Source organism: Rhizobium sp. ZPR4 (genome assembly GCF_040215725.1).
GTDB lineage: Bacteria > Pseudomonadota > Alphaproteobacteria > Rhizobiales > Rhizobiaceae > Rhizobium > Rhizobium rhizogenes_D.
In genome coordinates this window covers 182884-204979 of record NZ_CP157967.1, presented here as the reverse complement: position 1 = coordinate 204979, position 22096 = coordinate 182884, and the positions used below count along the sequence as shown (strand labels likewise).

The 22096-nt window shown below is 61.6% G+C and carries 19 protein-coding genes; 5 read left to right on the top strand and 14 right to left on the bottom strand.

Features of this window, described 5'->3' with window-relative positions:
- The first annotated feature begins 29 nt into the window (after positions 1 to 29).
- Positions 30 to 449, top strand: coding sequence for a hypothetical protein (locus tag ABOK31_RS00995; RefSeq protein WP_349957452.1), 420 nt, complete (start codon positions 30 to 32; stop codon positions 447 to 449).
- A 93-nt stretch (positions 450 to 542) separates the two neighbouring features.
- Positions 543 to 3101 (top strand): protein translocase subunit SecD, encoded by a 2559-nt coding sequence (gene secD, locus ABOK31_RS00990; protein WP_349957450.1) that lies wholly within the window; start codon positions 543 to 545, stop codon positions 3099 to 3101.
- 122 nt (positions 3102 to 3223) lie between these two features.
- On the opposite strand, the gene ABOK31_RS00985 is transcribed toward secD, so the two are convergent.
- Complete coding sequence (locus ABOK31_RS00985; protein WP_174175362.1) at positions 3224 to 4099, bottom strand: SMP-30/gluconolactonase/LRE family protein; 876 nt, start codon at positions 4097 to 4099, stop codon at positions 3224 to 3226.
- Between the two features lie 276 nt (positions 4100 to 4375).
- On the opposite strand from ABOK31_RS00985, the gene ABOK31_RS00980 reads away from it, so the two are divergent.
- Positions 4376 to 6442 (top strand): ATP-dependent helicase, encoded by a 2067-nt coding sequence (locus tag ABOK31_RS00980; RefSeq protein ID WP_349957449.1) that lies wholly within the window; start codon positions 4376 to 4378, stop codon positions 6440 to 6442.
- 171 nt (positions 6443 to 6613) lie between these two features.
- On the opposite strand, the gene ABOK31_RS00975 is transcribed toward ABOK31_RS00980, so the two are convergent.
- From ABOK31_RS00975 to ABOK31_RS00935, 9 genes are all read right to left on the bottom strand, one after another.
- Positions 6614 to 6985, bottom strand: coding sequence for a hypothetical protein (locus ABOK31_RS00975; RefSeq protein ID WP_174175366.1), 372 nt, complete (start codon positions 6983 to 6985; stop codon positions 6614 to 6616).
- Positions 6986 to 7158: 173 nt separating this feature from the next.
- Positions 7159 to 8040: a 3-hydroxyisobutyrate dehydrogenase gene (gene mmsB, locus ABOK31_RS00970; RefSeq protein WP_349957448.1), complete on the bottom strand. Its 882-nt coding sequence runs from the start codon at positions 8038 to 8040 to the stop codon at positions 7159 to 7161.
- A gap of 124 nt (positions 8041 to 8164) precedes the next feature.
- Positions 8165 to 9223, bottom strand: a complete 1059-nt coding sequence (locus ABOK31_RS00965; protein WP_349957447.1) for an enoyl-CoA hydratase/isomerase family protein — start codon at positions 9221 to 9223, stop codon at positions 8165 to 8167.
- Positions 9224 to 9262: 39 nt separating this feature from the next.
- Positions 9263 to 10858 carry a GMC family oxidoreductase gene (locus ABOK31_RS00960; protein WP_349957446.1) on the bottom strand — a complete coding sequence of 532 codons (1596 nt, stop codon included), beginning with the start codon at positions 10856 to 10858 and terminating at the stop codon, positions 9263 to 9265.
- Positions 10859 to 11020: 162 nt separating this feature from the next.
- Entirely contained in the window at positions 11021 to 12004 is a 984-nt protein-coding gene (locus ABOK31_RS00955) for a branched-chain amino acid ABC transporter permease (RefSeq protein ID WP_349957445.1), read from the bottom strand.
- Between the two features lies 1 nt (position 12005).
- A complete protein-coding gene (locus ABOK31_RS00950) occupies positions 12006 to 12893 on the bottom strand; it encodes a branched-chain amino acid ABC transporter permease (protein ID WP_349957444.1) in 888 nt (295 codons plus the stop codon).
- Positions 12894 to 12896: 3 nt separating this feature from the next.
- Positions 12897 to 13598, bottom strand: coding sequence for an ABC transporter ATP-binding protein (locus ABOK31_RS00945; RefSeq protein WP_349957442.1), 702 nt, complete (start codon positions 13596 to 13598; stop codon positions 12897 to 12899).
- Positions 13599 to 13600: 2 nt separating this feature from the next.
- Entirely contained in the window at positions 13601 to 14383 is a 783-nt protein-coding gene (locus tag ABOK31_RS00940; RefSeq protein ID WP_349957441.1) for an ABC transporter ATP-binding protein, read from the bottom strand.
- 15 nt (positions 14384 to 14398) lie between these two features.
- Positions 14399 to 15607, bottom strand: coding sequence for an ABC transporter substrate-binding protein (locus ABOK31_RS00935; protein WP_174175382.1), 1209 nt, complete (start codon positions 15605 to 15607; stop codon positions 14399 to 14401).
- Positions 15608 to 15780: 173 nt separating this feature from the next.
- On the opposite strand from ABOK31_RS00935, the gene ABOK31_RS00930 reads away from it, so the two are divergent.
- Positions 15781 to 16707 (top strand): LysR family transcriptional regulator, encoded by a 927-nt coding sequence (locus tag ABOK31_RS00930; protein WP_174175384.1) that lies wholly within the window; start codon positions 15781 to 15783, stop codon positions 16705 to 16707.
- A gap of 11 nt (positions 16708 to 16718) precedes the next feature.
- Here ABOK31_RS00930 and galE read toward each other — a convergent pair whose 3' ends face one another.
- From galE to ABOK31_RS00910, 4 genes are all read right to left on the bottom strand, one after another.
- A complete protein-coding gene (galE, locus tag ABOK31_RS00925) occupies positions 16719 to 17756 on the bottom strand; it encodes a UDP-glucose 4-epimerase GalE (RefSeq protein ID WP_349957440.1) in 1038 nt (345 codons plus the stop codon).
- Between the two features lie 431 nt (positions 17757 to 18187).
- On the bottom strand, positions 18188 to 19354 hold the full coding sequence (locus ABOK31_RS00920; RefSeq protein WP_349957439.1) for a pyridoxal phosphate-dependent aminotransferase: 1167 nt from the start codon (positions 19352 to 19354) through the stop codon (positions 18188 to 18190).
- A 144-nt stretch (positions 19355 to 19498) separates the two neighbouring features.
- Positions 19499 to 19924: a large conductance mechanosensitive channel protein MscL gene (mscL, locus tag ABOK31_RS00915; protein ID WP_075855254.1), complete on the bottom strand. Its 426-nt coding sequence runs from the start codon at positions 19922 to 19924 to the stop codon at positions 19499 to 19501.
- 250 nt (positions 19925 to 20174) lie between these two features.
- Positions 20175 to 20741 (bottom strand): TetR/AcrR family transcriptional regulator, encoded by a 567-nt coding sequence (locus tag ABOK31_RS00910; protein WP_349957437.1) that lies wholly within the window; start codon positions 20739 to 20741, stop codon positions 20175 to 20177.
- Positions 20742 to 20878: 137 nt separating this feature from the next.
- Between ABOK31_RS00910 and ABOK31_RS00905 the strand changes: the two genes are divergently transcribed.
- On the top strand, positions 20879 to 22090 hold the full coding sequence (locus ABOK31_RS00905; RefSeq protein WP_349957436.1) for an MFS transporter: 1212 nt from the start codon (positions 20879 to 20881) through the stop codon (positions 22088 to 22090).
- The last annotated feature ends 6 nt before the right edge of the window (positions 22091 to 22096 follow it).

Genomic DNA, 22096 nt, shown 5'->3' with positions numbered 1-22096 from the left:
CGGCAGAGGAATAAAGGCATTTTCGACCGTTGAACCCGCTCGAATTCGGCGCCGCCGACAGCGAAGATAGAGACTACAGGACGCACCGCGCCGGAGCGCGGGTGATCGCGTCGTTGTTCGTCGCGTTCTTCGCCTATATCGGACTGGCGCTGGGCGGCGGCATCAACGTTGCCACGCGCGCCGATGCGGACGCGCTCGCCTCAGGCAAGGACAACCAGCCGCTCTATCTTTCCCTGCGCGATCCGGTGCGCGGCATTGTCGTCGCCGATCGGCTGGCGCCACCCAAGGCCACATGGCACGACATAGGGCCAGCAACGCTTGCCGCCCTTCCCTCTCTCGGATATCCGGCAACCTCCTGGCAGCCGAGCCATCCAAGCAATGCTGCTCGGCTCGAATCCCTGGCTTTCCGCGCCTATCTCGCACGCGCACCTCCAGGCGCGCTCGCCTAAGCGGTTGGCGCAGACGCGCTGCATTTCCGACAAGACCTCAAGTCCGCCTGCGGCCAGGCCGTCGGCATAAGCCTACTTTCAAGGAAAATACCCATGCGTACCTCACCATGGCTCGTGGCGCTCTATACAGTGATCATCGTCATTGGCTTTCTGATCGCACTGCCAAACGTGCTGCCGCAGTCAGCTCTCAGCAAGATCCCGTCCTGGCTGCCGCATAGCCAGGTTTCTCTTGGCCTCGACCTTCGCGGCGGCTCCTATCTCGTTCTCGAAGTCGACGAAAAGGACCTGACGAACGGCCGGCTGCAATCGCTGCAGCAGGACGCACGTCGCGTGCTGCGCGACAAGAACATTCAGACCCGCTCGGTCGTCCGCAACGGCGACCAGATCGTCGTAACGCTCAACGATCCCACGCAGAGCGGTGATGCGGTGACGCAGTTGCAGACGCTGGCCAATACGATCACGTCCGGCCTCTCGGCCGGCCAGTCGGATCTCAGCATCAAGCCGAATGGCGCGACCATCGCGATGTCCTTCTCGCAGGCAGGCATTTCGGCCAATGTCGATTCCGCCGTCCAACAGAGCCTTGAAGTCATCCGCAAGCGCGTCGACCAGGTGGGTGTCGCCGAGCCGACCATCCAGCGCGTCGGCCCGAACCGCGTTCTCGTCCAGCTTCCGGGTGCACAGGACCCGTCGCACCTGCGCGAACTTCTCGGCTCGACCGCGAAGATGTCCTTCCACCTGCTTGCCGATAACGTCGATCCGAACAATCCCGGCCCCGGCGTCACCATCATGAAGGACGAGCAGGGCAACAGCTATCCGGTTCTCGACCGCATCGAACTGTCCGGCGACCGCCTGACGGACGCCCGCGTCAGCTTCGACCCTAATACGCATGAGCCGCTCGTCACCTTCCGCTTCGACAGCGCCGGCGCCAACCGCTTTGCGGAAATCACCCGCGAAAATGTCGGCAAGCCCTTTGCTATCGTTCTCGACAACAAGGTTCTGAGCGCGCCGAACATCCGTGAGCCGATCACGGGCGGTTCGGGCCAGATCTCCGGCAACTTCACCGCAGACAGTGCCACCACGCTTGCAGCCCTGCTGCGTGCCGGCGCTTTGCCGGCGAAGCTCACCGTCATCGAAGAGCGCACCGTCGGCGCCGACCTCGGCAGCGATGCGATCCAAAAAGGCATCTATAGCGGCCTGATCGGCTTCGTTCTGGTTGCCGCCTTCATCTTCGTGCTCTACGGCGCCTGGGGCATTCTCGCCAATGTCGCGCTGCTCATCCACACGGTCCTGACCTTCTCGGCCCTGACGCTGGTCGGCGCCACGCTGACGCTGCCCGGCATCGCCGGCGTCGTCCTTGGTATCGGCCTTGCGGTTGACGCCAACGTTCTCATCAACGAGCGTATCCGCGAAGAAACCCGCAAGGGCCGCGGCGCCTTCGCCGCCATCGATAACGGCTTCAAGAAGGCTTATTCGACGATTATCGACGGCAACATGACGGCGCTGATCGCCGCCGCCATCCTGTTCTACTTCGGCTCCGGCCCGGTTCGCGGCTTTGCCGTGACCATGGGTCTCGGCCTCATTATCTCGATGTTCACCTCCGTCGCCTTCGTGCGCGTCGTGATGATCGCCATTACCCGCCGCCGCAAGATGAAGGTGGTCAACATCAGGCCGCTGATCCCCTTCAGCCCCTATGACAAGCACATCCAGTTCATGAAGGCCCGCTTCTTCGGCGTCACCGTTTCGGCGATCCTGTCGATCGCCTCGGTGGTCCTCTTCATCCATCCGGGCCTCAACTACGGCGTCGATTTCCGCGGCGGCATCCAGATGTCGGTCAAGACCAAGGATGCGGCCGATCTGGCGACATTCCGCGAGGGCCTGAACACGCTCGGCCTCGGCGAAATCGCACTGCAGTCCTTCGGCGACAACAACAGCCTCCTAGTCCGCGCCCAGCGCCAGGACGGCGGCGAAGAGGCGCAGACGGCCGCGGTGACGAAGCTCAAGGCGGAAATCGTCAAGATCGACCCAAGCGCGACCATCGAAGGCACCGATGTCATCGGTCCGAAGGTCTCGGGTGAGCTTGCCTGGGCCGGCATCCTGTCGGTCGTGATCGCCAGCCTGGCGATGCTCGTCTACATCTGGGTGCGGTTCGAATGGCCGTTCGCGGTCGGCGCCATCGTCACTCTGGTACTCGACGTCACCAAGGCGATCGGCTTCTTCGCGATCACCGGCCTCGATTTCAACCTGACGGCCATCGCCGCGATCCTGACGCTTGTGGGATATTCGGTGAACGACAAGGTCGTGGTCTATGACCGCATGCGTGAAAACATGCGGCTCTACAAGTCGATGCCGCTTCGCGACATCATCGACAAGTCGATCAACGAGACCCTGGCGCGAAGCCTCTATACCAACGCCACCGCCTTCCTGGCGCTGGTGCCGATGGCGATATGGGGCGGCAGCGCCGTCTCCAGCTTCGCGATCCCGATGGTGTTCGGCATCCTCGTCGCAGGCGCCTCGTCGGTCTTCATCGCCGCGCCGATCCTGCTGTTCCTCGGCGACTGGCGTCGCCGCCATGCCAAGCCGGTCGCCAACGATACAAAGTCGGCGGACGACAAGTCCAGCAAGGACAGCAAGCAGATCCCAGCTGCGGAATAAGCGGCCAATATATGAGAACAGGACATGCCCGGCCTCCGGGCATGTCCATCAGCCGGGCAAAGCACATAGCGGTTTTGCGAGATAAAGCGCTGAGAAGCGGATCCGAAGAGTCGCGAAGCGACCTAGGATATGGTCGGCATATGCAACGGCAGGCCTGGACGCGGCGCCGTTATCTTTTCCACAACACCCTTTTCCTGCTCGGTAACGAGCAAGTGCTTGCCATCGGCGGTAAAGGCAATGTTTCCTGGCCGTGCGCCATCGGTGCGGATGTGACCGGCCATCTTGCCCTCGGTGTCGATCAGACAGACTTCGCCGAGACCGTACATGGCGCAATAGAGCATGCCGCTGCGATCAAAGGCCAGGCCGGATGGTCCGCGCAGCGCGTTTATGGCTGGCGAGGTCATCGATCGCGCAAACATTTCCTGCCGTCCGCCAACGATCTGCCGATAGATTTTTCCAGTCAGCGTCTCACTGTAATAAAGCAACCCATCGGCATCGAAAGCGATGCCGCCGGCAAGGAGCAGCCCGGCAGCCAGAACACGAATGACCCGGCCCTCTGCGGGATCAATCTGATAGACGCAGCCGTTATAGGCAGCCTTGAAGAAATCGGGATGGATATCGCCGCCTTCCAGCAAATCCGCCAGCCGGAAGCCGGAATCGGTCATATAGAGCAGGCCATCGGGCCCGAAGGCGAGAGCGCTCGGATGGAGAAACGGACCGTCCGCACTGCCCTCTATTACTTGCAAGACCCGCCCCTGCGGCGAAAGCCTCACCAGAGAGTCTTCCGGTCCACCGGCTATCCAGAAACACCCGTCACCGTCGACAGCAATTCCGCTCGGAGTGCCGCCAAGCCGGCAAATCTCCCGGGATGCGCCGCCTGCATCATAGAGCTTCAGATAACGGCGACTGGCATCCATTTCGACAAGCGCGAGGCGCCCATCCGGCAGAGCCACCAGTCCGCTGGGCAGACGCAGGCCAGTGGCAATCGTTTCGTTCATGTTCTGAAACCTTCACTCTACGCACTGCGAAACCGCAAAAACTCAAATTGCCGCGCCAAAAAGATACATAAGCACGAAGAAAGTCCTTTTCGAGCCGCATCCAACCAAATCCGAATAAGATTCTTGCGTGGAGGGTCACATCTGCGTGCGGATCGCGCCAATCTTGACAGGCTTTGCTGATTCGGAACATCCATAGAACGCCCATGTGGTTTCGCGTCTGCGATTCGCCGCGCGTTGCGCAGCTGCGTCCCCTGCCCGAAGCATCCAGGAGAGTTGATGACCGCCGCCTATCTGGAAAAATTAAACCCGGAGCAGCGGCTGGCGGTGGAGCATGGCACGAGCGATGACGGCCATATCGCCGGGCCGCTGCTCGTCATCGCCGGGGCGGGCTCCGGCAAGACGAATACGCTCGCCCATCGCGTCGTGCATCTGATCGTCAAAGGCGCAGACTCCCGCCGTATCCTGCTGATGACCTTCTCGCGTCGCGCCGCCGCCGAAATGGGCCGTCGCGTCGAGCGGATCTGCCGTGAGGTGCTGGGGGTAAATGCCGGCATCACCGCCGATGCGCTTGCGTGGACCGGCACGTTCCACGGCATCGGCGCGCGCCTGCTCAGGGACTATGCCGAGCAGATCGGCATCGATCCGGCCTTCACGATTCACGATCGGGAAGACAGCGCCGATCTGATGAATCTTGCGCGCCACGACCTCGGCTTTTCCAAGACCGAGAGCCGCTTTCCGACCAAGGCGACGTGCCTTTCCATCTATTCACGATCGGTCAATGCGGAAGCGCCGCTCGATGGCGTGCTGCGCGACTTCTTCCCCTGGTGCGCCATGTGGGAACAGCAGCTGCGCGAACTCTTCGCCTGTTATGTCGAGGCGAAGCAGGTGCAGAACGTGCTCGATTACGACGATTTGCTGCTCTACTGGGCGCATATGCTGCAGGAGCCGCTGATTGCCGAGGATATCGGCAGCCGCTTCGATCATGTGCTTGTCGACGAATATCAGGACACGAACCGGCTGCAGTCCTCCATTCTGCTCGCCCTGAAGCCCGATGGTCGCGGACTGACCGTCGTCGGCGACGATGCGCAGTCGATCTATTCCTTTCGCGCCGCGACCGTGCGCAACATTCTCGATTTCCCCAAGGCCTTCACGCCATCCGCCGATATCGTCACGCTCGACCGCAATTATCGCTCGACGCAGCCGATCCTTGCCGCCGCCAACGCCGTGATCGATCTCGCCTCCGAGCGCTTCACCAAGAACTTGCGCACCGAGCGGCAAAGCACGGAACGCCCGCGGCTGGTGACGGTGCGCGACGAGGCTGATCAGGCACGCTACATCGCCGATCAGGTGCTCGAAAATCGCGAGGGCGGTGCACGGCTGAAGCAGCAGGCCGTTCTCTTCCGCACCTCGAGCCATAGCGGCCCGCTGGAGGTGGAGCTCACCCGGCGCAACATCCCCTTCGTCAAGTTCGGCGGGCTGAAGTTCCTCGACAGCGCCCATGTCAAGGACATGCTGGCGGCACTGCGTTTCGCCCAGAACCCGCGCGACCGCGTGGCCGGCTTCCGCCTGATGCAGCTTCTGCCCGGCGTCGGCCCCTCGACAGCCCAGCGCGTGCTCGACCAGATCGGCGAAGAAGCAAGCCCGATCACGGCACTCACCGAGCTGCCGCCGCCGCCCCGCACAGGAGACGATTGGACTGCCTTTGTCGAGACGATGCGGGAGGTCAAAAGCGGCAAGGCCGGCTGGCCGGCGGAAATCGGCCTGGTTCGCCAATGGTACGAGCCGCATCTGGAGCGCACGCATGAGGATGCCGCGACCCGTCAGGCGGACCTCATTCAGCTCGAACAGATCGCGGCTGGCTATGGCTCGCGCGAGCGCTTCCTTACCGAGCTGACGCTCGATCCGCCGGACGCCACCAGCGATCAGGCCGGCGTGCCGCTGCTCGACGAGGACTATCTGATCCTCTCGACCATCCATTCCGCCAAGGGCCAGGAATGGACAAAGGTCTTCATCCTCAACGCCGTCGACGGCTGCATCCCCGCCGATCTCGCCGTCGGATCATCAGCTGAAATCGAAGAGGAGCGGCGGCTGCTCTATGTCGCGATGACGAGGGCGAAGGACAATCTCGATCTCGTCACTCCGCAGCGCTTCTTCGTGCATGGTCAGCATGCACAGGGCGACAAGCATGTCTTTGCCTCGCGAACCCGCTTCATTCCTGCGACGCTGCTGCAGTTCTTCGAGGTTTGCGGCTGGCCACAGGCGCGGGCCGAAAGTGCAGCCGCCATTCGAGCGCGAGAAGTGCGAGTCGATGTCGGGGCGCGCATGCGCGGCATGTGGCGCTGAGCTGAGGTTATTAAGGCCAGAAGGGCGAGGCTGCGCCCGTGGGTCTTCTCGTAGGCGTCCGCGCCCATTGCTTGGAGACTGGGTGACGCTCTCGCTCTTACAACCTCTCCGCCGGATTCGCCCGCGCTCATTACGCAAGCCCGGGTCCGGCGCAAGCCGCGCCGGCGGAATTCAGCCGGCGAAGCCCTCCAGAACGAGGGGCTCACCCGCCGTCAGCGGCTGCGTTTGCTGACCCGAATTGTCCCACCAGGTGACGTCGACCGAGCCCTCATAACCCGAGCCGGTGATCGTCGGAATCGTGACAGGAGCTACTCCAACGCTGATCGCCGCGCTGAAGCCTGAACCCATCTGCGCCACGATCGCTATCCCGTCCGGATACACATTGATCCCTAGAATGCCGTTCGGGAGCGGATCGAAACCCGCACCGGCGAAGGTGAAGTTCGCGCTCTCCGACATCACGAAATTCGCTGCCTTGACGTTGATCCACAATTGGTTCTCGGTGATGGTGGCATTGTTGAAGTTGATATTGATGATCGAGCTCATGGCGCTCCCTCTTATTCGCGCTACGTCGCCAATCTCGCCCGGCCCCGCATCCTATGCAAGTTCCATTGCAACAGCTCCGAACCGCCCCCCAGCCCTCTTCCCGCTAGCGGGGAGAGGGCTGGGGATGAGGGGCAATCCGAGCTTTCAACTCACTCGATTGTCGCGAGCCATACTTACTTCACCTCGCGAAACATCTCGATGATTGCCGAAAAATCGCGCCCGCCATTGCCGAGCTTTTCGAAGAGCGCATAGAGCTGCGCCGCCTCTGCCCCCAAAGGCGTCGACGCGCCGCTGGAAAGTGCCGCTTCCTGGGACAGGCGCAGGTCCTTGAGCATCAAGGCGGCCGCAAAGCCGGGCTTGTAGTCGTTGTTGGCCGGAGACGTCGGCACAGGGCCGGGCACGGGGCAATAGGTATTGATCGACCAGCATTGGCCGGACGAAGTCGAGGCGACGTCGAATAGGGCCTGATGCGAGAGGCCGAGCTTCTCGCCGAGCACGAAGGCTTCGCAGACGCCGATCATGGAGATGCCGAGGATCATGTTGTTGCAGATCTTGGCGGCCTGGCCAGCGCCAGCATCGCCGCAATGGACGATCTTCTTGCCCATCACGTCGAGCAGCGGCCTGGCGGCCGCAAAACTCTCGGTGGAGCCGCCAGCCATGAAGGTCAGCGTGCCGGCTGCGGCGCCACCCGTGCCGCCGGACACCGGCGCATCGAGCGAAAGGCAACCGGCATCGCCTGCCATGGCGTGCGCCTTGCGGGCGCTGTCGACGTCGATGGTGGAGCTGTCGATGAGCAGGGTTCCCTTCGGCACGGAGCGCAGCACATCGGTCCAGACGGTGAGGACATGCTGGCCCTTCGGCAGCATGGTCACGACCACTTCCGCATCGGCCAGGGCCTCGGTGAGTACGCTCGCAGGCTTTACCCCCGACGCTTCGGCTGATTTCAGCACATCATGCGAGAGGTCGAATCCGGTGACGGCATGGCCCGCCTTGACGAGATTGGTCGCCATCGGACCTCCCATGTTGCCGAGGCCGATGAATGCGATCCGTGTCATGACGTTTTCCTCCCATGATCGGTTGAAGCAACTCCGGAAAAGATGCAGATCGGCTTTCCGTTCTGGAATTGCTTGAAGTGGTGAGATAGAGCGGTTCAGAAGTCCCGAGATGCGCTGAACCAATCTAGCTCGCAAAAAGCGGCGGCTGCGCCGGCACGAAGAAGCGGTCGATATCGGCAACACTCACCTCCGCAAGGCTCGCCGGAGACCATTTCGGATTGCGATCCTTGTCGATGACAGCGGCGCGCACACCTTCGTAGAAATCGTGATTATACAATATGCCCCTGCAGGCGCCGAGTTCACGATTGAGGCATTCGGTAAGATCGGCGCTTGTTCGCCCTGCCCTGAGCAGCCGCAACGTCAGCTTCAGGCTGGTCGGCGAGCGGCTGGCGATCACGCCGGCGGCTTCAGCGGCAAACTCTCCCGGCTCACCAGCCAATGCCACCAGTATTCCTTCTACCGTGTCTGCCGAAAACGCCCGGTTGATCACCTCGCGGTTTGCCACAAGCCGGCTTTCGCCAGCATCTGCCGCCATCGTCCGGATCAGGGCATGGACGTCTGCGGCAGAGGCAGTCGCGGGGAGCGCAGAGATCGCATCTATAAGAGCCGGCAGTGCGGAGGACCCAACACAATGATCGGCAAATCCGGCATGGATGACGTCGGCAGCCTCGACGGTCAGGCCGGTCAGGCCCATCCAGGTGCCTGCCTCGCCCGGCGCACGCGGCAGCAACCAGGTGGCGCCGACATCCGGGAAGTAGCCGATACCGGTTTCGGGCATGGCAAGGCGCGTGCGCTCGGTGACGACGCGATGGCTGCCATGGGCCGAGAGGCCGACGCCGCCGCCCATGGTGATGCCGTCCATCAGCACGACATAGGGTTTTGAGTAAAGCGAGATGGCATGGTTGAGCAGGAACTCTTCGCGCCAGAAGGTTTCCGCTTCATCGGTGCCTTCCTTGCCGCTCCGGTGCAGCAGGCGGATGTCGCCACCGGCGCAGAAGCCGCGCTCGCCCTCGCCCATGACGATGACGCTTGCGATCGCCGGATCGGCGGCGAAATCCTCCAGGGCCGGAGCGATGACCCGCACCATCGGCAATGTCAGGCTGTTCAGCGCCTTCGGGCGATTGAGCCTGATGACGCCGGCCGATCCGCGCCGCTCGATGATGACTTCGTCCGTGCTATCCATGCAAATCTCCTGTCCTTGCTGCCACCAATCCTCAGAGATTCATCTGTTGTCGGCAAGGATCATCTCAGCTGCCTTTTCCGCGATCATGATGGTTGGCGAATTGGTATTGCCCGATGTGATCGACGGCATGACGGAGGCGTCGGCGATGCGCAACCGTGCCAATGCCCGCAGCCGCAGCCGGGGATCGACGACGCTTTGCGCGTCGCCGCCCATGCGGCATGTGCCGACCGGATGAAAAATCGTCGTGCCGATATCGCCGGCGGCGCGCTCCAGATCAGCATCCGTCTCATAGGCCGGTCCCGGCTTGAACTCCTCCGGCCTGAAGCGTGCGAAGGAAGGCTGCGCCACGATACGCCGGGTCAGGCGAATGGAGCGCACGGCGATTTCCCGATCTCGCGCGGCGGAGAGATAATTCGGGCTGATGGCCGGCTGCAGGGCGAAATCGGGGCTGCGCACATGCACCGAGCCGCGGCTTTCAGGCCGCAGGTTACAGACGCTGGCGGTGATGGCCGGAAAGGGATGAACGGGATCGCCGAACTTGTCGAGCGAGACCGGCTGCACATGATACTGCAGATCAGGCGTTTCCTTATCGGGGCCGGAGCGGGTGAAGATGCCGAGCTGGCTCGGCGCCATCGCCATCGGGCCTGAGCGGCGAACGAGATATTCAAGACCGATCGCCGCCTTGCCGATGAGGCTCGTCGCCTTCTCGTTCAGCGTGGAAACACCGGTTACCCTGTAAGCCATGCGAAGCTGCAGGTGATCCTGCAGATTTTCGCCGACGGACCGGACCTCGCGCACCACCTCGATGCCGGCCTTGCCGAGCACATCGCCATGGCCGATGCCTGACAGTTCGAGAATATGCGGCGAGCCGATGGAGCCGGCCGACAGCACCGTCTCCTTGCTCGCGTAGGCGCGCTTCGCCACGCCATCGTGCTGGAATTCAACGCCGGTGACGGCATCATCTTCAACGATCAGGCGGCGGACCTGCGCTTTCGTGTAGACAGTGAGATTGCCGCGCTGCATGGCCGGGCGCAGGAAGGCTTTCGTGGTGTTCCAGCGGATGCCGGAGCGCTGGTTGACGTCGAAATAGCCGGAGCCTTCATTGTTGCCGCGATTGAAGTCCGCCGTCTCCGGGATGCCGGCCTCCTTGGCCGCGGCCTGGAAGGCATCGAGCACGGCCCAGCGCACGCGCGCCTTTTCTACCCGCCACTCGCCGCCGGCACCGTGCATCTCATCCTTGCCGCGATAGTGATCCTCGGACTTGACGAAATAGGGCAGCACATCGTCCCAGCCCCAGCCGGCGCAGCCGAGCTGACGCCAGAGATCATAGTCGCGCGCCTGGCCGCGCATGTAGATCATGCCGTTGATGGAAGAGCAGCCGCCGAGCACCTTGCCGCGCGGATAGTTGAGCGACCTGCCATTCAGGCCCGCTTCCGGCGATGTGGTAAAACACCAGTCCGTGCGAGGGTTGTTGATGCAATAGAGATAGCCGACCGGGATATGAATCCAGTGGTAATTATCGTTGCCGCCGGCTTCCAGCAGCAGCACCCTATTGTTGTGGTCGGCCGAAAGCCTGTTGGCCAGCACGCAGCCGGCACTGCCGGCACCGATGATGATGTAGTCGAAGCGATCCATTCAAGAGACTCTGTCGTCCCCTCGCCCCGTCTGCGGGGAGAGGGTTAGGGTGAGGGGCAGGAAGGCCCGGCAAATTCAGCATTCGCTGGAAGTCCGTAAAAGCCCCTCATCCGCCCTTCGGGCACCTTCTCCCCGCTTACGGGGAGAAGGAAAATCAAATCGCTAGCGCCGATATTCGAAACCCAGTCTCCGTCCCAGCCGCGAGGCATAGAATTCGCCGACAATGCCGCGGCGGAAGAGCAGGACGCAAACCATGAAGACGATGCCGGTGATGATGGTGACGGGAAATTCCGAGGTCGCCAGATAATTCTCCAGCGTCGCCACCAACCCTGCCCCGAAAATCGGACCGATCAGCGTGCCGATGCCGCCGAGCAGGGTCATGAGGATGACTTCGCCGGACATCTGCCAGGCGACATCGGTGAGCGTCGCGAACTGGAAGACCAGTGCCTTGACCGCGCCCGCAAGCCCCGCCAACGCCGCCGACATGACGAAGGCACCGAGCTTATAGCGCGCGACGGAATAGCCAAGCGAGATCGCCCGCTGCTCGTTCTCGCGGATCGATTTCAGGATCATGCCGAAGGGCGAATTGATGAAGCGCCAGATGATCAGCACACCGATCAGGAAAACGGCGAGGACGAAATAATACATATTGAAGGAGTTGTTGAGATCGAGGACGCCGAAGAGGTAGCCGCGCGGCACCGACTGGATGCCGTCCTCACCTTGAGTGAACTTCGCCTGCAGGCAGAAGAAATAAAACATGTAAGAGAGCGCCAGCGTGATCATGGCGAAATAGATGCCCTGCCTGCGGATGGCGACGAAGCCCATGACGAGGCCGAGCAGCGATGCGCCGGCAACCCCGATCAGGATGCCGAGCTCTGGCGGAAGCCCCCATTCCTTCACCGCATAAGCCGTGAAATAAGCAGCACCGCCAAAGAAAGTCGCGTGACCGAAGGACAAGAGGCCGGCATAGCCGAGCAACAGATTGAAGGCGCAGGCGAAGAGCGCGAAGCAAAGCACCTTCATGACGAAGATCGGATAGATGAAGAACGGCGCCCAGATCAGGCCGACGAGGCCAACCACCAGCAACAGCTTCTGCACGGAAAGCTTTGGACGCTCTTTAGAACTCAAGCTGATTAATCCAGCCATGTCACGCCTCCCGACCGAAGAGGCCCGCAGGCCTCAAAAGCAGTACGATCGCCATGATGACGAAGATGACGATGTTGGAGGCTTCGGGATAGAAGACCTTGGTCAGGCCTTCGGCAATCCCGAGCATGTAGCCCGTCACGATCGCTCCCATGATCGAGCCCATGCCGCCGACGACAACAACGGCGAAGACGATGATGATCATGTTCGATCCCATCAGCGGCGAGACCTGGTAGATCGGCGCGGCGAGAACGCCGGCAAAGGCGGCAAGCGCCACGCCGAAGCCGTAGGTCAGCGTCAACAGCACCGGCACGTTGACGCCGAAGACCTGCACGAGCACGGAATTCTCGGTGGCGGCGCGCAGATAGGCGCCGAGTTTCGTCTTCTCGATCAGAAGCCAGGTGCCGATGCAGACGATCAGCGAGGCGATGACCACCCAGCCGCGATAGACGGGCAGGAACATGAAGCCGATATTTTTCGCGCCCGCCAATTCCGTCGGAACGGCATAGGGCTGGCCGGAGGAGCCATAAAGATAGCGGAAGGTTCCCTCGATGGTCAGCGCCATGCCGAAGGTGAAGAGCAATCCGTAGAGCGGATCGATCTTGTAGAGCTGGCGCAGGCAGAGCCGCTCGACCAATGCTCCGAACAGGCCGACGATGAGCGGCGCCAGAACGAGGGCAGGCCAATAGCCGATGCCGGCATAGGCGAGCAGCAGATAGGCGGTGAAGGCGCCGAGCATATAGAGCGCGCCATGGGCGAAATTGATGACCCTGAGCATGCCGAAGATGATCGCGAGGCCGAGGCTCAGTAGCGCATAGAAGGAGCCGTTGATGAGGCCGATCAGCAATTGACCGAGAAGCGCCTGGGTGGGGATGCCGAATATCGTCGTCATGGCTCAGACCCCCAGAACCTTGTGCAGCATATCCATGCGCTCGGAGAGTTCGCCGACCGGGAATTCCGAGACCATCTGGCCGTGATCCATCAGATAGAAACGATCGGCGATGCGGCTGGCGAAACGGAAATTCTGCTCGACGAGCAAGATGGTCATGCCGCGCCCTTTCAGCTTCTGCAGGACTTCGCCGATGCGCTGGACGATGACGGGCGCCAGGCCCTCGGTGGGCTCGTCGAGCAGCAGCATGCGGACGCCGGTGCGCAGGATGCGGGCCATGGCGAGCATCTGCTGTTCGCCACCCGAGAGCCTGGTGCCGACGCTATTGCGCCGCTCATGCAGATTGGGAAACAGCTCGAAGATCTCATCGAGCGTCATGCCGCCCGGTGCGACGACCGGCGGCAGCATCAGGTTTTCATAGACGCTGAGGGTCGAGAAGATCCCGCGCTCTTCCGGCACGAAACCGATGCCCTGATGCGCCGTCTTGTGCAGCGGCACCTGCATCATATCCCTGCCGGCGAAGGTGATCCTGCCCTTGCGGGCACGGACGATGCCGACGATCGTACGCAACGTCGTCGTCTTGCCGACGCCGTTGCGGCCGAGGATGGTGATGGTCTCCCCCTCGCCCACGCGCATATCGACGCCGTGCAGGATGTGGCTTTCGCCATACCAGGCATTGAGGCCCTGAACTTCCAGAAGCGGCGCCATCGTCAAGCCTCCTCCGTGCCCATATAGGCTTCGCGGACGCGCGGATCGCGGCTGACCGTCGCATAGTCGCCCTGGGCGAGGATCTCGCCGCGCTGCAGCACTGTGACATGGTGGCAGATATCGGCAACGACCGAGAGATTGTGCTCCACCATGAGCACAGCCCTGTCGCGGGCGACATCGCGGATAATGGCGGAGACGGTGTTTACGTCTTCCAGCCCCATGCCGGCCATCGGTTCGTCGAGCAACAGCACCTTCGGATCGAGCGCAAGCGTCGTTGCGATCTCCAGCACCCGCTTGCGGCCGTAGGAAAGATCGGCGGCGATGGCATTCCGCTCCTTCGAGAGGCCGACGGAGGCAATGAGCTGTTCGGCACGCGCGTTGAGACTGTCGAGGGCCGAAAGCGGCCGCCAGAACTGGTGGGCGAGATTGTTTGGCCGCTGCAGCGCGACGCGGACATTGTCCAGCACCGTCAGATGCGGAAAGACAGCGGAAATCTGGAAGGAGCGCACGAGCCCCATGCGCGCGACCTTGTCGGGTCTTGTCTTGGTAATATCGGTGCCGAGCAGCATGATCGTGCCGTGCGTCGGCTGCAGGAACTTGGTGAGCAGGTTGAACACCGTCGTCTTGCCGGCGCCGTTCGGGCCGATCAGCGCGTGGACCTGTGCGTGGTGGACGTCGAGATCGACATTCTTGACGGCGGTGAAGCCGCCGAAATCGCGGCGCAGTCCCCGGGCGGACAAAACCACCCGGGGCTCTTCATGCAGATGTGTCGCTGACATCGCCATGGGCTGGTCCGAGCCCTATTGCTTGACGAGGTCGCAGCCGCTCTTGGCTGGGTCGATATAGGCTTCCTTGCCCGGGATCGTCGCCAGCACGTTGAAGTAATCCCACGGCTCCTTGCTCTCCTCAGGCTTCTTGACCTGAAGCAGATACATGTCGTGGATCATGCGGCCGTTGGCGCCGACCGTGCCGCCGCGACCGAAGAAATCGTCGACGGGCATTTCGTGCAGTTCCTTGGCGACGGCCTCGGTATCATCAGTGCCGGCCTTCTGCACCGCCTTCAGATACTGCATCACGGCAGAATAGGTGCCGGCATGGATCATGTTCGGCATCTTGCCGGTGCGGGCAAAGAAGCGCTTGCCGAATTCGCGGCTCTTGTCGTCGAGGTTCCAGTAATAGCCTTCCGTCAGCGTCAGGCCTTGCGCCGCCTGCAGGCCGAGGCCGTGCACTTCGGCCAGCGTGAAGAGCAGTGCCGCCAGATGCTGGCCGCCCTGGGTAATGCCGAATTCGGAGGCCTGCTTGATGGCGTTTGAGGTGTCGAGGCCGGCATTGGCGAGGCCGATGACCTTCGCGCCCGACGACTGCGCCTGCAGCAGGAAGGACGAGAAATCATTCGTCGACAGCGGGTGACGGACGGAACCAAGGACCTTGCCGCCGCTTGCCTTGACGAAATCGCTCGTCTGCTGCTCCAGCGAATAGCCGAAAGCGTAGTCGGCGGTCAGGAAGAACCAGGTGTCGCCACCCTGTTTGACCAGCGCGCCGCCTGTGCCGACGGCGAGAGCATGGGTGTCATAGGCCCAATGGAAGCCGTAGGGCGAGCATTGCTTGCCGGTGAGATCGGTCGTTGCGGCACCCGTGACGATATCGATCTTCTTCTTTTCCTTGGCGACCGCCTGCACGGCCAGCGCGACGGAAGAGGTCGTCAGCTCCATGATGGCGTCGACATGATCCTGGTCATACCATTGGCGGGCGATGTTGGAGGCGATATCGGGCTTGTTCTGGTGATCGGCATCGATGATCTCGATCGGCACGCCAAGAACCTTGCCGCCAAAGTCCTCGGCAGCCATCTTGGCAGCCTCGACCGACGACTTGCCGCCGAAGTCCGCATAGACGCCGGACTGGTCGTTGAGGATGCCGATCTTGACGACACCATCGGATGCACCGGCGGCGAAAGCCGCGGTGCTGGCTGCAAGCAGAAATGCAAGGGATGCAATAAGACTCTTTCGCATGTCCTCTCCTCCCAGAGATTTGGCAAAAACGAATCTGTTCAAAATTGGCCAGCCGCTTTCCTCAAAACGACTTTTCCCGAGAGGCAAGATCACGGAATTCGCGCGTTGACGCAAGTCGCGATTGCAACTAATTCCAAACAAGGTCTGTTCATTTTTGAACAGAGGAGAGAGGCATGAAGCGCACGCCGCATTTTACCTGGGACGATCTGCAGTTCTTCCTCGCCGTCGCCAGAACGGGGCAACTTTCGACCGCCGCACGCCAATTGCGCAGCAGCCATGCCACGGTCTCGCGCCGTATCGACCGGCTGGAATTCGCCTTGAAAGTCAAGCTCTTCGAGCGCAATCCACGCGGCTATATGCTGACCAGCATGGGACAACGCTTCGTCGATACCGCTGAGCACATGGAGCAGGAAACGGAACGTCTTCGCGCCGATCTTTCTGCAGGATCGGCGGCACAACGGGGTGTTGTGCGCATCAGCGCGCCGGAGGGTTTTTCAAACTTCTTCTTCACCGGCGTCCTGCCCGAATTCACCGCCAGGCATCCGAACATTTCCCTCGAACTGATCACCATCCAGCAGATCATGTCGCTCTCGCGCAAGGAGGCCGATATCGTCGTGGTGCTCGACCCGCCGAAGGCCGGACCCTATTTCACCGAAAAGCTCACCGACTATCATCTGCAGGTTTATGGATCGCGCGATTACCTCGCCCGTCATCCGACGATCGAAAGCCGTGACGATCTGCCTGACTTCGCCTTCATCGGCTATATCGAGGATATGATCTTTGCGCCGGGCCTGGACTATCTCGACGACGTCCATCCCCGCATCAGGCCGCAATTCCAAAGCTCGAGCATCTTTGCACAGCTGACGGCGACGAAGAATGGCCAAGGGCTCTGCGTACTGCCGTTCTTCATCGCCGGCAAGCATCCGGATCTGCAGGTCGTCCTGCCGCATGAGGTGGATCTCAGGCGCCACTACTGGATCACCTGCCACCGCGATCTGCGCCAATCGCCGCGCGTGCGCACCGTCATCGATTTTCTGGCAGAGGCCGTGCACAAGAACGCTCCGGCCTTTCTGGGGCCTTGGAGACGTACCGAGAGCTGAAGCCGCTCCGGCTACCGCATACTTGGAGCGGCATAGACCTTGCTGAGCCCGGCGGCATCGAAGCTTGCCCGCTCTGCGAGGCGAAGCTCCCAATCCAGCGAGGAGCGCACGATCGCTTCCAGACTGTCGTATTTCGGCGCCCAGCCCAATTCGCGATGGGCCAGTGTCGCGTCTGCGACGATGCTCGCCATATCGCCGGGCCGGCGCGGGGCGATATGGATGCGGAAGGCGCGGCCATGGATGCGCATGACCATGTTGAGCACGTCGAGCACGGAATAACCGTGGCCATAGCCGCAATTGGCGACCAGTGACCGGCCGCCATCGCGCAGATGCCGCAAGGCCATGAGATGCGCGTCAACGAGATCGCTGACGTGGATGTAGTCGCGGACCCCGGTGCCGTCATGCGTCGGATAGTCCGTGCCGTAGATATCCACCTGACGGCGGCGGCCAAGGGCTGCCTCGCAGGCGACCTTGATGAGATGGGTGGCCCCGTCAGTCGACTGACCGGCGCGTCCCTCGGGATCGGCGCCGGCGACATTGAAATAACGCAGCGCCACATAGCGGAAATCATAGGCCGCGGCAGCATCGCGCAGCATCAGTTCCGACATCAGCTTGGATTGGCCATAGGGGGATTCGGGCCGCAGCGGCGCATTTTCGATGACCGGCCGATCAGCGGGCTGCTGACCATAGACGGCAGCCGTGGACGAAAAGACGAAATGGCGAATGCCGGCCCTAACGGCGGCGCTCATCAGGATACGGGTCTTGCCGGTATTGTTCTCATAATAGGCGAGAGGATCCTCGATCGACATCGGCACGACCGCCGAGCCGGCAAAATGGATGATGGCCTCTATGTCGTTCTCGGCGAAAATCTGACACAGCAGCGCTTCGTCGGCGACATCGCCGAGATAGAAGCGGGCAGCCGGCGGGACCGCCCAGCGAAAGCCCGTGGAAAGGCAATCGAGAACGACAACGTCCTCGCCCGCATCAAGCAATCTCCAGACCATGTGGCTGCCGATATATCCGGCTCCGCCCGTCACCAACACCGTCATTCTTCGCGTCCCCGCCAAGTCTTGTCGGCGATATATGAGGCCGCTTCTCCTGCGAAATTGATTAAAAGCGGGAGGTGGGGCGGGAAAGATTGCGGGAATGGTTAGGGTGGTCTTTCGCGGATCGATTGCATTTTATGGATTGGGTGCGCGATCGCTATTGTGATGCACCTGGAGAGTGTTCACCCCCCTCTGTCACTTCGTGACATCTTCCCCACAAGGGGAGGTTGGTCGCCTGTAGCACCGACCTACCTCAAACCAATATTGTATCCGCAGAAGCTGAAGCGCGTCCTATTGTTAAGGACAGCTACAAACTCCCAACGATCTCCCCCCTCGTGGGGGAGATGTCGCGACAGCGACAGAGGGGGTACAGAGGTGCGGCAATCTCGAAGATGCCTTTCCGCCGTAGCGCCGCGCGAACCAAAGCCCCCGCATCACAAACTTAGAATATACCGGCTCAACCTTTCCGCGGCATCGGCCACCTGCACGGGATCGCGCAGGAAGCAGGCGCGCATGAACAGCTCGCCACCCTTTCCAAAGGCCGTTCCGGGCGCCAGGCCGACGCCGGTCTTGTCGACGATGTCGATGGCGGCCCTGCGGCTGTCGGTGACGCCGTCGATCCTGAGGAAGGAATAGAGCGCGCCATCCGGCTTCAAGGTCTGCACGCGGTTGGTGGCGATCAGCGCGTCGCAGAGGATATCGCGCGAGCGGGTCGCCTTGGCGATGTTGGAGCGGACGAAATCGTCGCCCTCGTTCAGTGCGGCAACGGCACCCTTCTGCATGAATTGCGCGACACCCGAGGTCGAATATTGCACGAGGTTCTCGATCACCTGTCCGAGCTCGGCCGGCGCGACGATCCAGCCGACGCGCCAACCGGTCATCGACCAGTTCTTCGAGAAGGAGTTGACGAAGAGGATCTTATCATCGGCTTCCTTCACATCCAGGAAGCTCGGCGCGCGGCCGCCGGCATAATAATACAGCGCATAGATCTCGTCGGCCATGATCCAGAGATCGTGCTTGCGCGCCAAGGCGAGGATATCGCGGAGATCCTGATGGGTCGCCGTCCAGCCCGTGGGGTTGGACGGGGTATTGATGAAGAGGCCCTTGGTCTTCGGCGTGATCGCCGCTTCCAGCCGGCCCAAATCAAGCGACCATTTGCCGTGCTCGAACTGCAAGGGCACGGCAACGGAGCGGGCACCCGCGATCTCGAGCGCGGCGGCAATGTTCGGCCAGGCCGGGGAGAGATAGACCATCTCGTCGCCGGGAGAGGTGATCGCCTGCACGGACAGCTGGATCGCCTGCATGCCGGAGCCGACGACATAGAAATTGTCCATCGGCAGCGACGTGCCGAAATGCCGGCCATAGTAGTCGGCGAGTGCCTGGCGCAGCTCCGGAATGCCGCGCTGCCAGGTGTAGAAGGTCTCACCGGCATTGAGCGACGCCATGGCGGCACGGTTGATGAAATCCGGCGTCGGCAGATCGCCCTCGCCGACCCAAAGCGGCAACAGGCCATCGCGACCGCGGGCATAATTGACCACTTCGACGATCCCGCTTTCGGGTGCTGCGAGTGCGCGCGGGCTGAGGCTGTTCAGTATCGACATGCAAAGTCTCCGGTTTCTGCCTTCATAAAGCAGAGCGGCGGACAAATCCCATGACTTTGCCTTAGCGACTGATCGATTTTGGTGATGAATAAAGCCCCGGCCCTTGTGGAGACCGAGGCTTTGAAAGAGGTTGAACTGTACCTATCAGCGCTTCGCGAGAAGATCGCGGATTTCCGTCAGCAGCTGGACGTCGGCCGGCGGCGGCGCTGCCTCGGCAACCTTTTCTTCCTTGCGCGCGACCTGGGCCTGCAACGCATTCACGCCCTTGACCATGAGGAAGATGATCCAGGCGAGGATCAGGAAGTTGATAAGGACGGTGATGAAGCTACCGTAGGCGAGAACCGCGCCCTGGGCGCGGGCCGCAGCAAGCGTCGGTGCGTTGACCCCCGAGGCAAGGCCGACGAAGTAGTTCGAGAAATCGAAGCCACCGAAAATCGCGCCGACGATCGGCATGATGATATCGTCAACCAGCGATTTAACGATGCCGCCGAAAGCGCCGCCAATGATCACGCCGACTGCGAGATCCATGACATTGCCACGGGCGATAAATGCCTTGAATTCATTAAGCATTGAGCAGTCCCCTTCGCGTTGCCGTTGAATTCACTGATGATAATTAGCACCATCTTTTTCCTTATTTTTCAACAGCAAATTGACCGCGAGCCTCGCTCAAGCATGCATATCCCATGATAATTTCGCAGCTTTGGCAATTTTAACGTGCATATGCTTGGCTACTTGTTCGTCAGTTGCGAGCAACCAAGCCGAAGCCACTGAATGTGCTTGGGGGAGTTCGAGTGAGTCGCTCGCCATTGCTGGTCGCGCATCAAGTCCTGGCTGCACTCTCCGGCATTACCTTCGCGACGAGCTTGCGGACGTAGTCGGAGTCGGGCGCCTGGTTGAAGAGGATGCGATAGATAATCGGCGAGATGACGTGATCCATCAGTTCTACCAGGGTCGGAAAGGGCTCGCCGCACTCCTCGGCCCGGGCGATGAAGACGCTCAGCTGGTAGCGCGTATAGGTGCCGCATTTCTCCGCATTAGCACTGTCGGCTGCAGCAAGAATATCGCGCAGCATTTGCCGGCCGACGCCGGAAGCCATCTCATCGGCATATTGCTCGACCCAGGCTTCCAGATCCTCGCGGGCGCTGCCGATCCTGGCGGGCTCGCCTTCGGGCCGCAGGCGTGCGGCGGCAACGTCGGCCAGAAGCTCTTGCAGATCGCCCCAACGGCGGTAGATCGTCGACGGCGTGACATTGGCGCGCTGCGCGATCAGGGGGATCGTCACATCGGCGCGATCCATGGTTGCCAGCATGTCGCGAACGGATTGATGCACGGCGGCCTGCACTCTGGCACTGCGCCCGCCGGGGCGGGGATTTTCTCTGTAGCCCATAGGCCTTTGCCAATCTTTCCCTTTTGCTGATCGTGAATGACCATGGGTTATTCACTAACGCAAATTATTTGCTTTTATGCATCAGGCGACCTATATCCGTCTAACGCAATCTTTTAGCTTTAGGCAGGATATAGTCGATGACCTCGCTCGATTCCACCGCCAGCACGCCGATTTCAGCAGCCAGACGCCTGGCGCCGTCCTATTATGCCGCGACCAGTGCCCTGTTTTTGGCCGCCTCATCCGCACCGACGCCTCTCTACCGCCTTTATCAGCAGGCCTTCGCCTTCTCGCCGGTGCTGCTCACGGTAATCTTCGCCGTCTATGCCTTCTCCCTTCTCGCCGCGCTGCTCATCGTCGGCTCGATTTCCGACCATCTCGGCCGTCGCCCGGTGATCTTCGCTTCGATCCTGCTCAATATGGTGGCGATAGCGCTGTTTTTAATGGCCAAGGGTCCGGATTGGCTGATTGCCGCCCGCATCGTGCAGGGCTTTGCGACAGGCGCAGCCGTCAGCTCCATCGGTGCCGCCCTTGTCGATCTCGACCCGATCAGGGGATCGATCACCAACAGCCTTGCCCCGCTTGCCGGCATGGCGATCGGCGCGCTCGGCACGAGCCTGCTGATCCAGTTTGCGCCGGCTCCGACCATACTCGTCTATATCGTCACGCTCGCTCTCCTGGCGCTGCAGGCAGTGCTGCTATGGCTGGTGCCGGAGACAACGAACCGACGGGCCGGCGCACTCGCATCGCTGAAGCCGGAAGTCGCTGTTCCCCAGCAGGCGCGCCGGACGCTGCTGGCGCTGACACCGATCAATGTTGCCGTCTGGGCGCTCGCCGGCTTCTATCTGTCGCTGGTGCCTTCGCTTGTAACCGCAACGACCGGCAGCACGATGCCGCTGGTCGGCGGCTCGGTGGTCGCGGCATTGACGATCAGCGGTGCAGCCGCCGTCTTCCTGCTGCGCAGGAGATCCGCCGCCACGATCATGAAGTTCGGAATACCGAGCATGACGCTCGGCATACTGACCATCATCGCCGGCATGCATGCGGCTGAGGTGTCGATCCTCGCCTCGGGGACTCTGATTGCGGGCTCGGGCTTCGGGGCGGCTTTCCTCGGCACGGTCAGAAGCATCATGCCGCTGGCAAAGCCGGACGAGCGCGCGGGGCTGCTCTCGGCCTTCTACATCCAGAGCTACCTCGCCTTCAGCGTGCCCGCCATCCTGGCAGGCTTCCTATCGAAAGCACTCGGCTTTGCCGAGGCCGCCGATATCTATGCGGCGGCAATCCTTCTGCTCATCGGCTGGGGCGTTGTTGCCTTGCGATCCAGTCGGGAAAAGCCCTTGAGTGTTGTGTAAGTAAAA

Coding starts and splice junctions, on each gene's coding strand:
- secD (WP_349957450.1), top strand. CDS start 543: ATGCGTACCTCACCATGGCTCGTGGCGCTCTATACAGTGATCATCGTC.
- ABOK31_RS00985 (WP_174175362.1), bottom strand. CDS start 4,099: ATGAACGAAACGATTGCCACTGGCCTGCGTCTGCCCAGCGGACTGGTG.
- ABOK31_RS00980 (WP_349957449.1), top strand. CDS start 4,376: ATGACCGCCGCCTATCTGGAAAAATTAAACCCGGAGCAGCGGCTGGCG.
- ABOK31_RS00975 (WP_174175366.1), bottom strand. CDS start 6,985: ATGAGCTCGATCATCAATATCAACTTCAACAATGCCACCATCACCGAG.
- mmsB (WP_349957448.1), bottom strand. CDS start 8,040: ATGACACGGATCGCATTCATCGGCCTCGGCAACATGGGAGGTCCGATG.
- ABOK31_RS00965 (WP_349957447.1), bottom strand. CDS start 9,223: ATGGATAGCACGGACGAAGTCATCATCGAGCGGCGCGGATCGGCCGGC.
- ABOK31_RS00960 (WP_349957446.1), bottom strand. CDS start 10,858: ATGGATCGCTTCGACTACATCATCATCGGTGCCGGCAGTGCCGGCTGC.
- ABOK31_RS00955 (WP_349957445.1), bottom strand. CDS start 12,004: ATGGCTGGATTAATCAGCTTGAGTTCTAAAGAGCGTCCAAAGCTTTCC.
- ABOK31_RS00950 (WP_349957444.1), bottom strand. CDS start 12,893: ATGACGACGATATTCGGCATCCCCACCCAGGCGCTTCTCGGTCAATTG.
- ABOK31_RS00945 (WP_349957442.1), bottom strand. CDS start 13,598: ATGGCGCCGCTTCTGGAAGTTCAGGGCCTCAATGCCTGGTATGGCGAA.
- ABOK31_RS00940 (WP_349957441.1), bottom strand. CDS start 14,383: ATGGCGATGTCAGCGACACATCTGCATGAAGAGCCCCGGGTGGTTTTG.
- ABOK31_RS00935 (WP_174175382.1), bottom strand. CDS start 15,607: ATGCGAAAGAGTCTTATTGCATCCCTTGCATTTCTGCTTGCAGCCAGC.
- ABOK31_RS00930 (WP_174175384.1), top strand. CDS start 15,781: ATGAAGCGCACGCCGCATTTTACCTGGGACGATCTGCAGTTCTTCCTC.
- galE (WP_349957440.1), bottom strand. CDS start 17,756: ATGACGGTGTTGGTGACGGGCGGAGCCGGATATATCGGCAGCCACATG.
- ABOK31_RS00920 (WP_349957439.1), bottom strand. CDS start 19,354: ATGTCGATACTGAACAGCCTCAGCCCGCGCGCACTCGCAGCACCCGAA.
- mscL (WP_075855254.1), bottom strand. CDS start 19,924: ATGCTTAATGAATTCAAGGCATTTATCGCCCGTGGCAATGTCATGGAT.
- ABOK31_RS00910 (WP_349957437.1), bottom strand. CDS start 20,741: ATGGGCTACAGAGAAAATCCCCGCCCCGGCGGGCGCAGTGCCAGAGTG.
- ABOK31_RS00905 (WP_349957436.1), top strand. CDS start 20,879: ATGACCTCGCTCGATTCCACCGCCAGCACGCCGATTTCAGCAGCCAGA.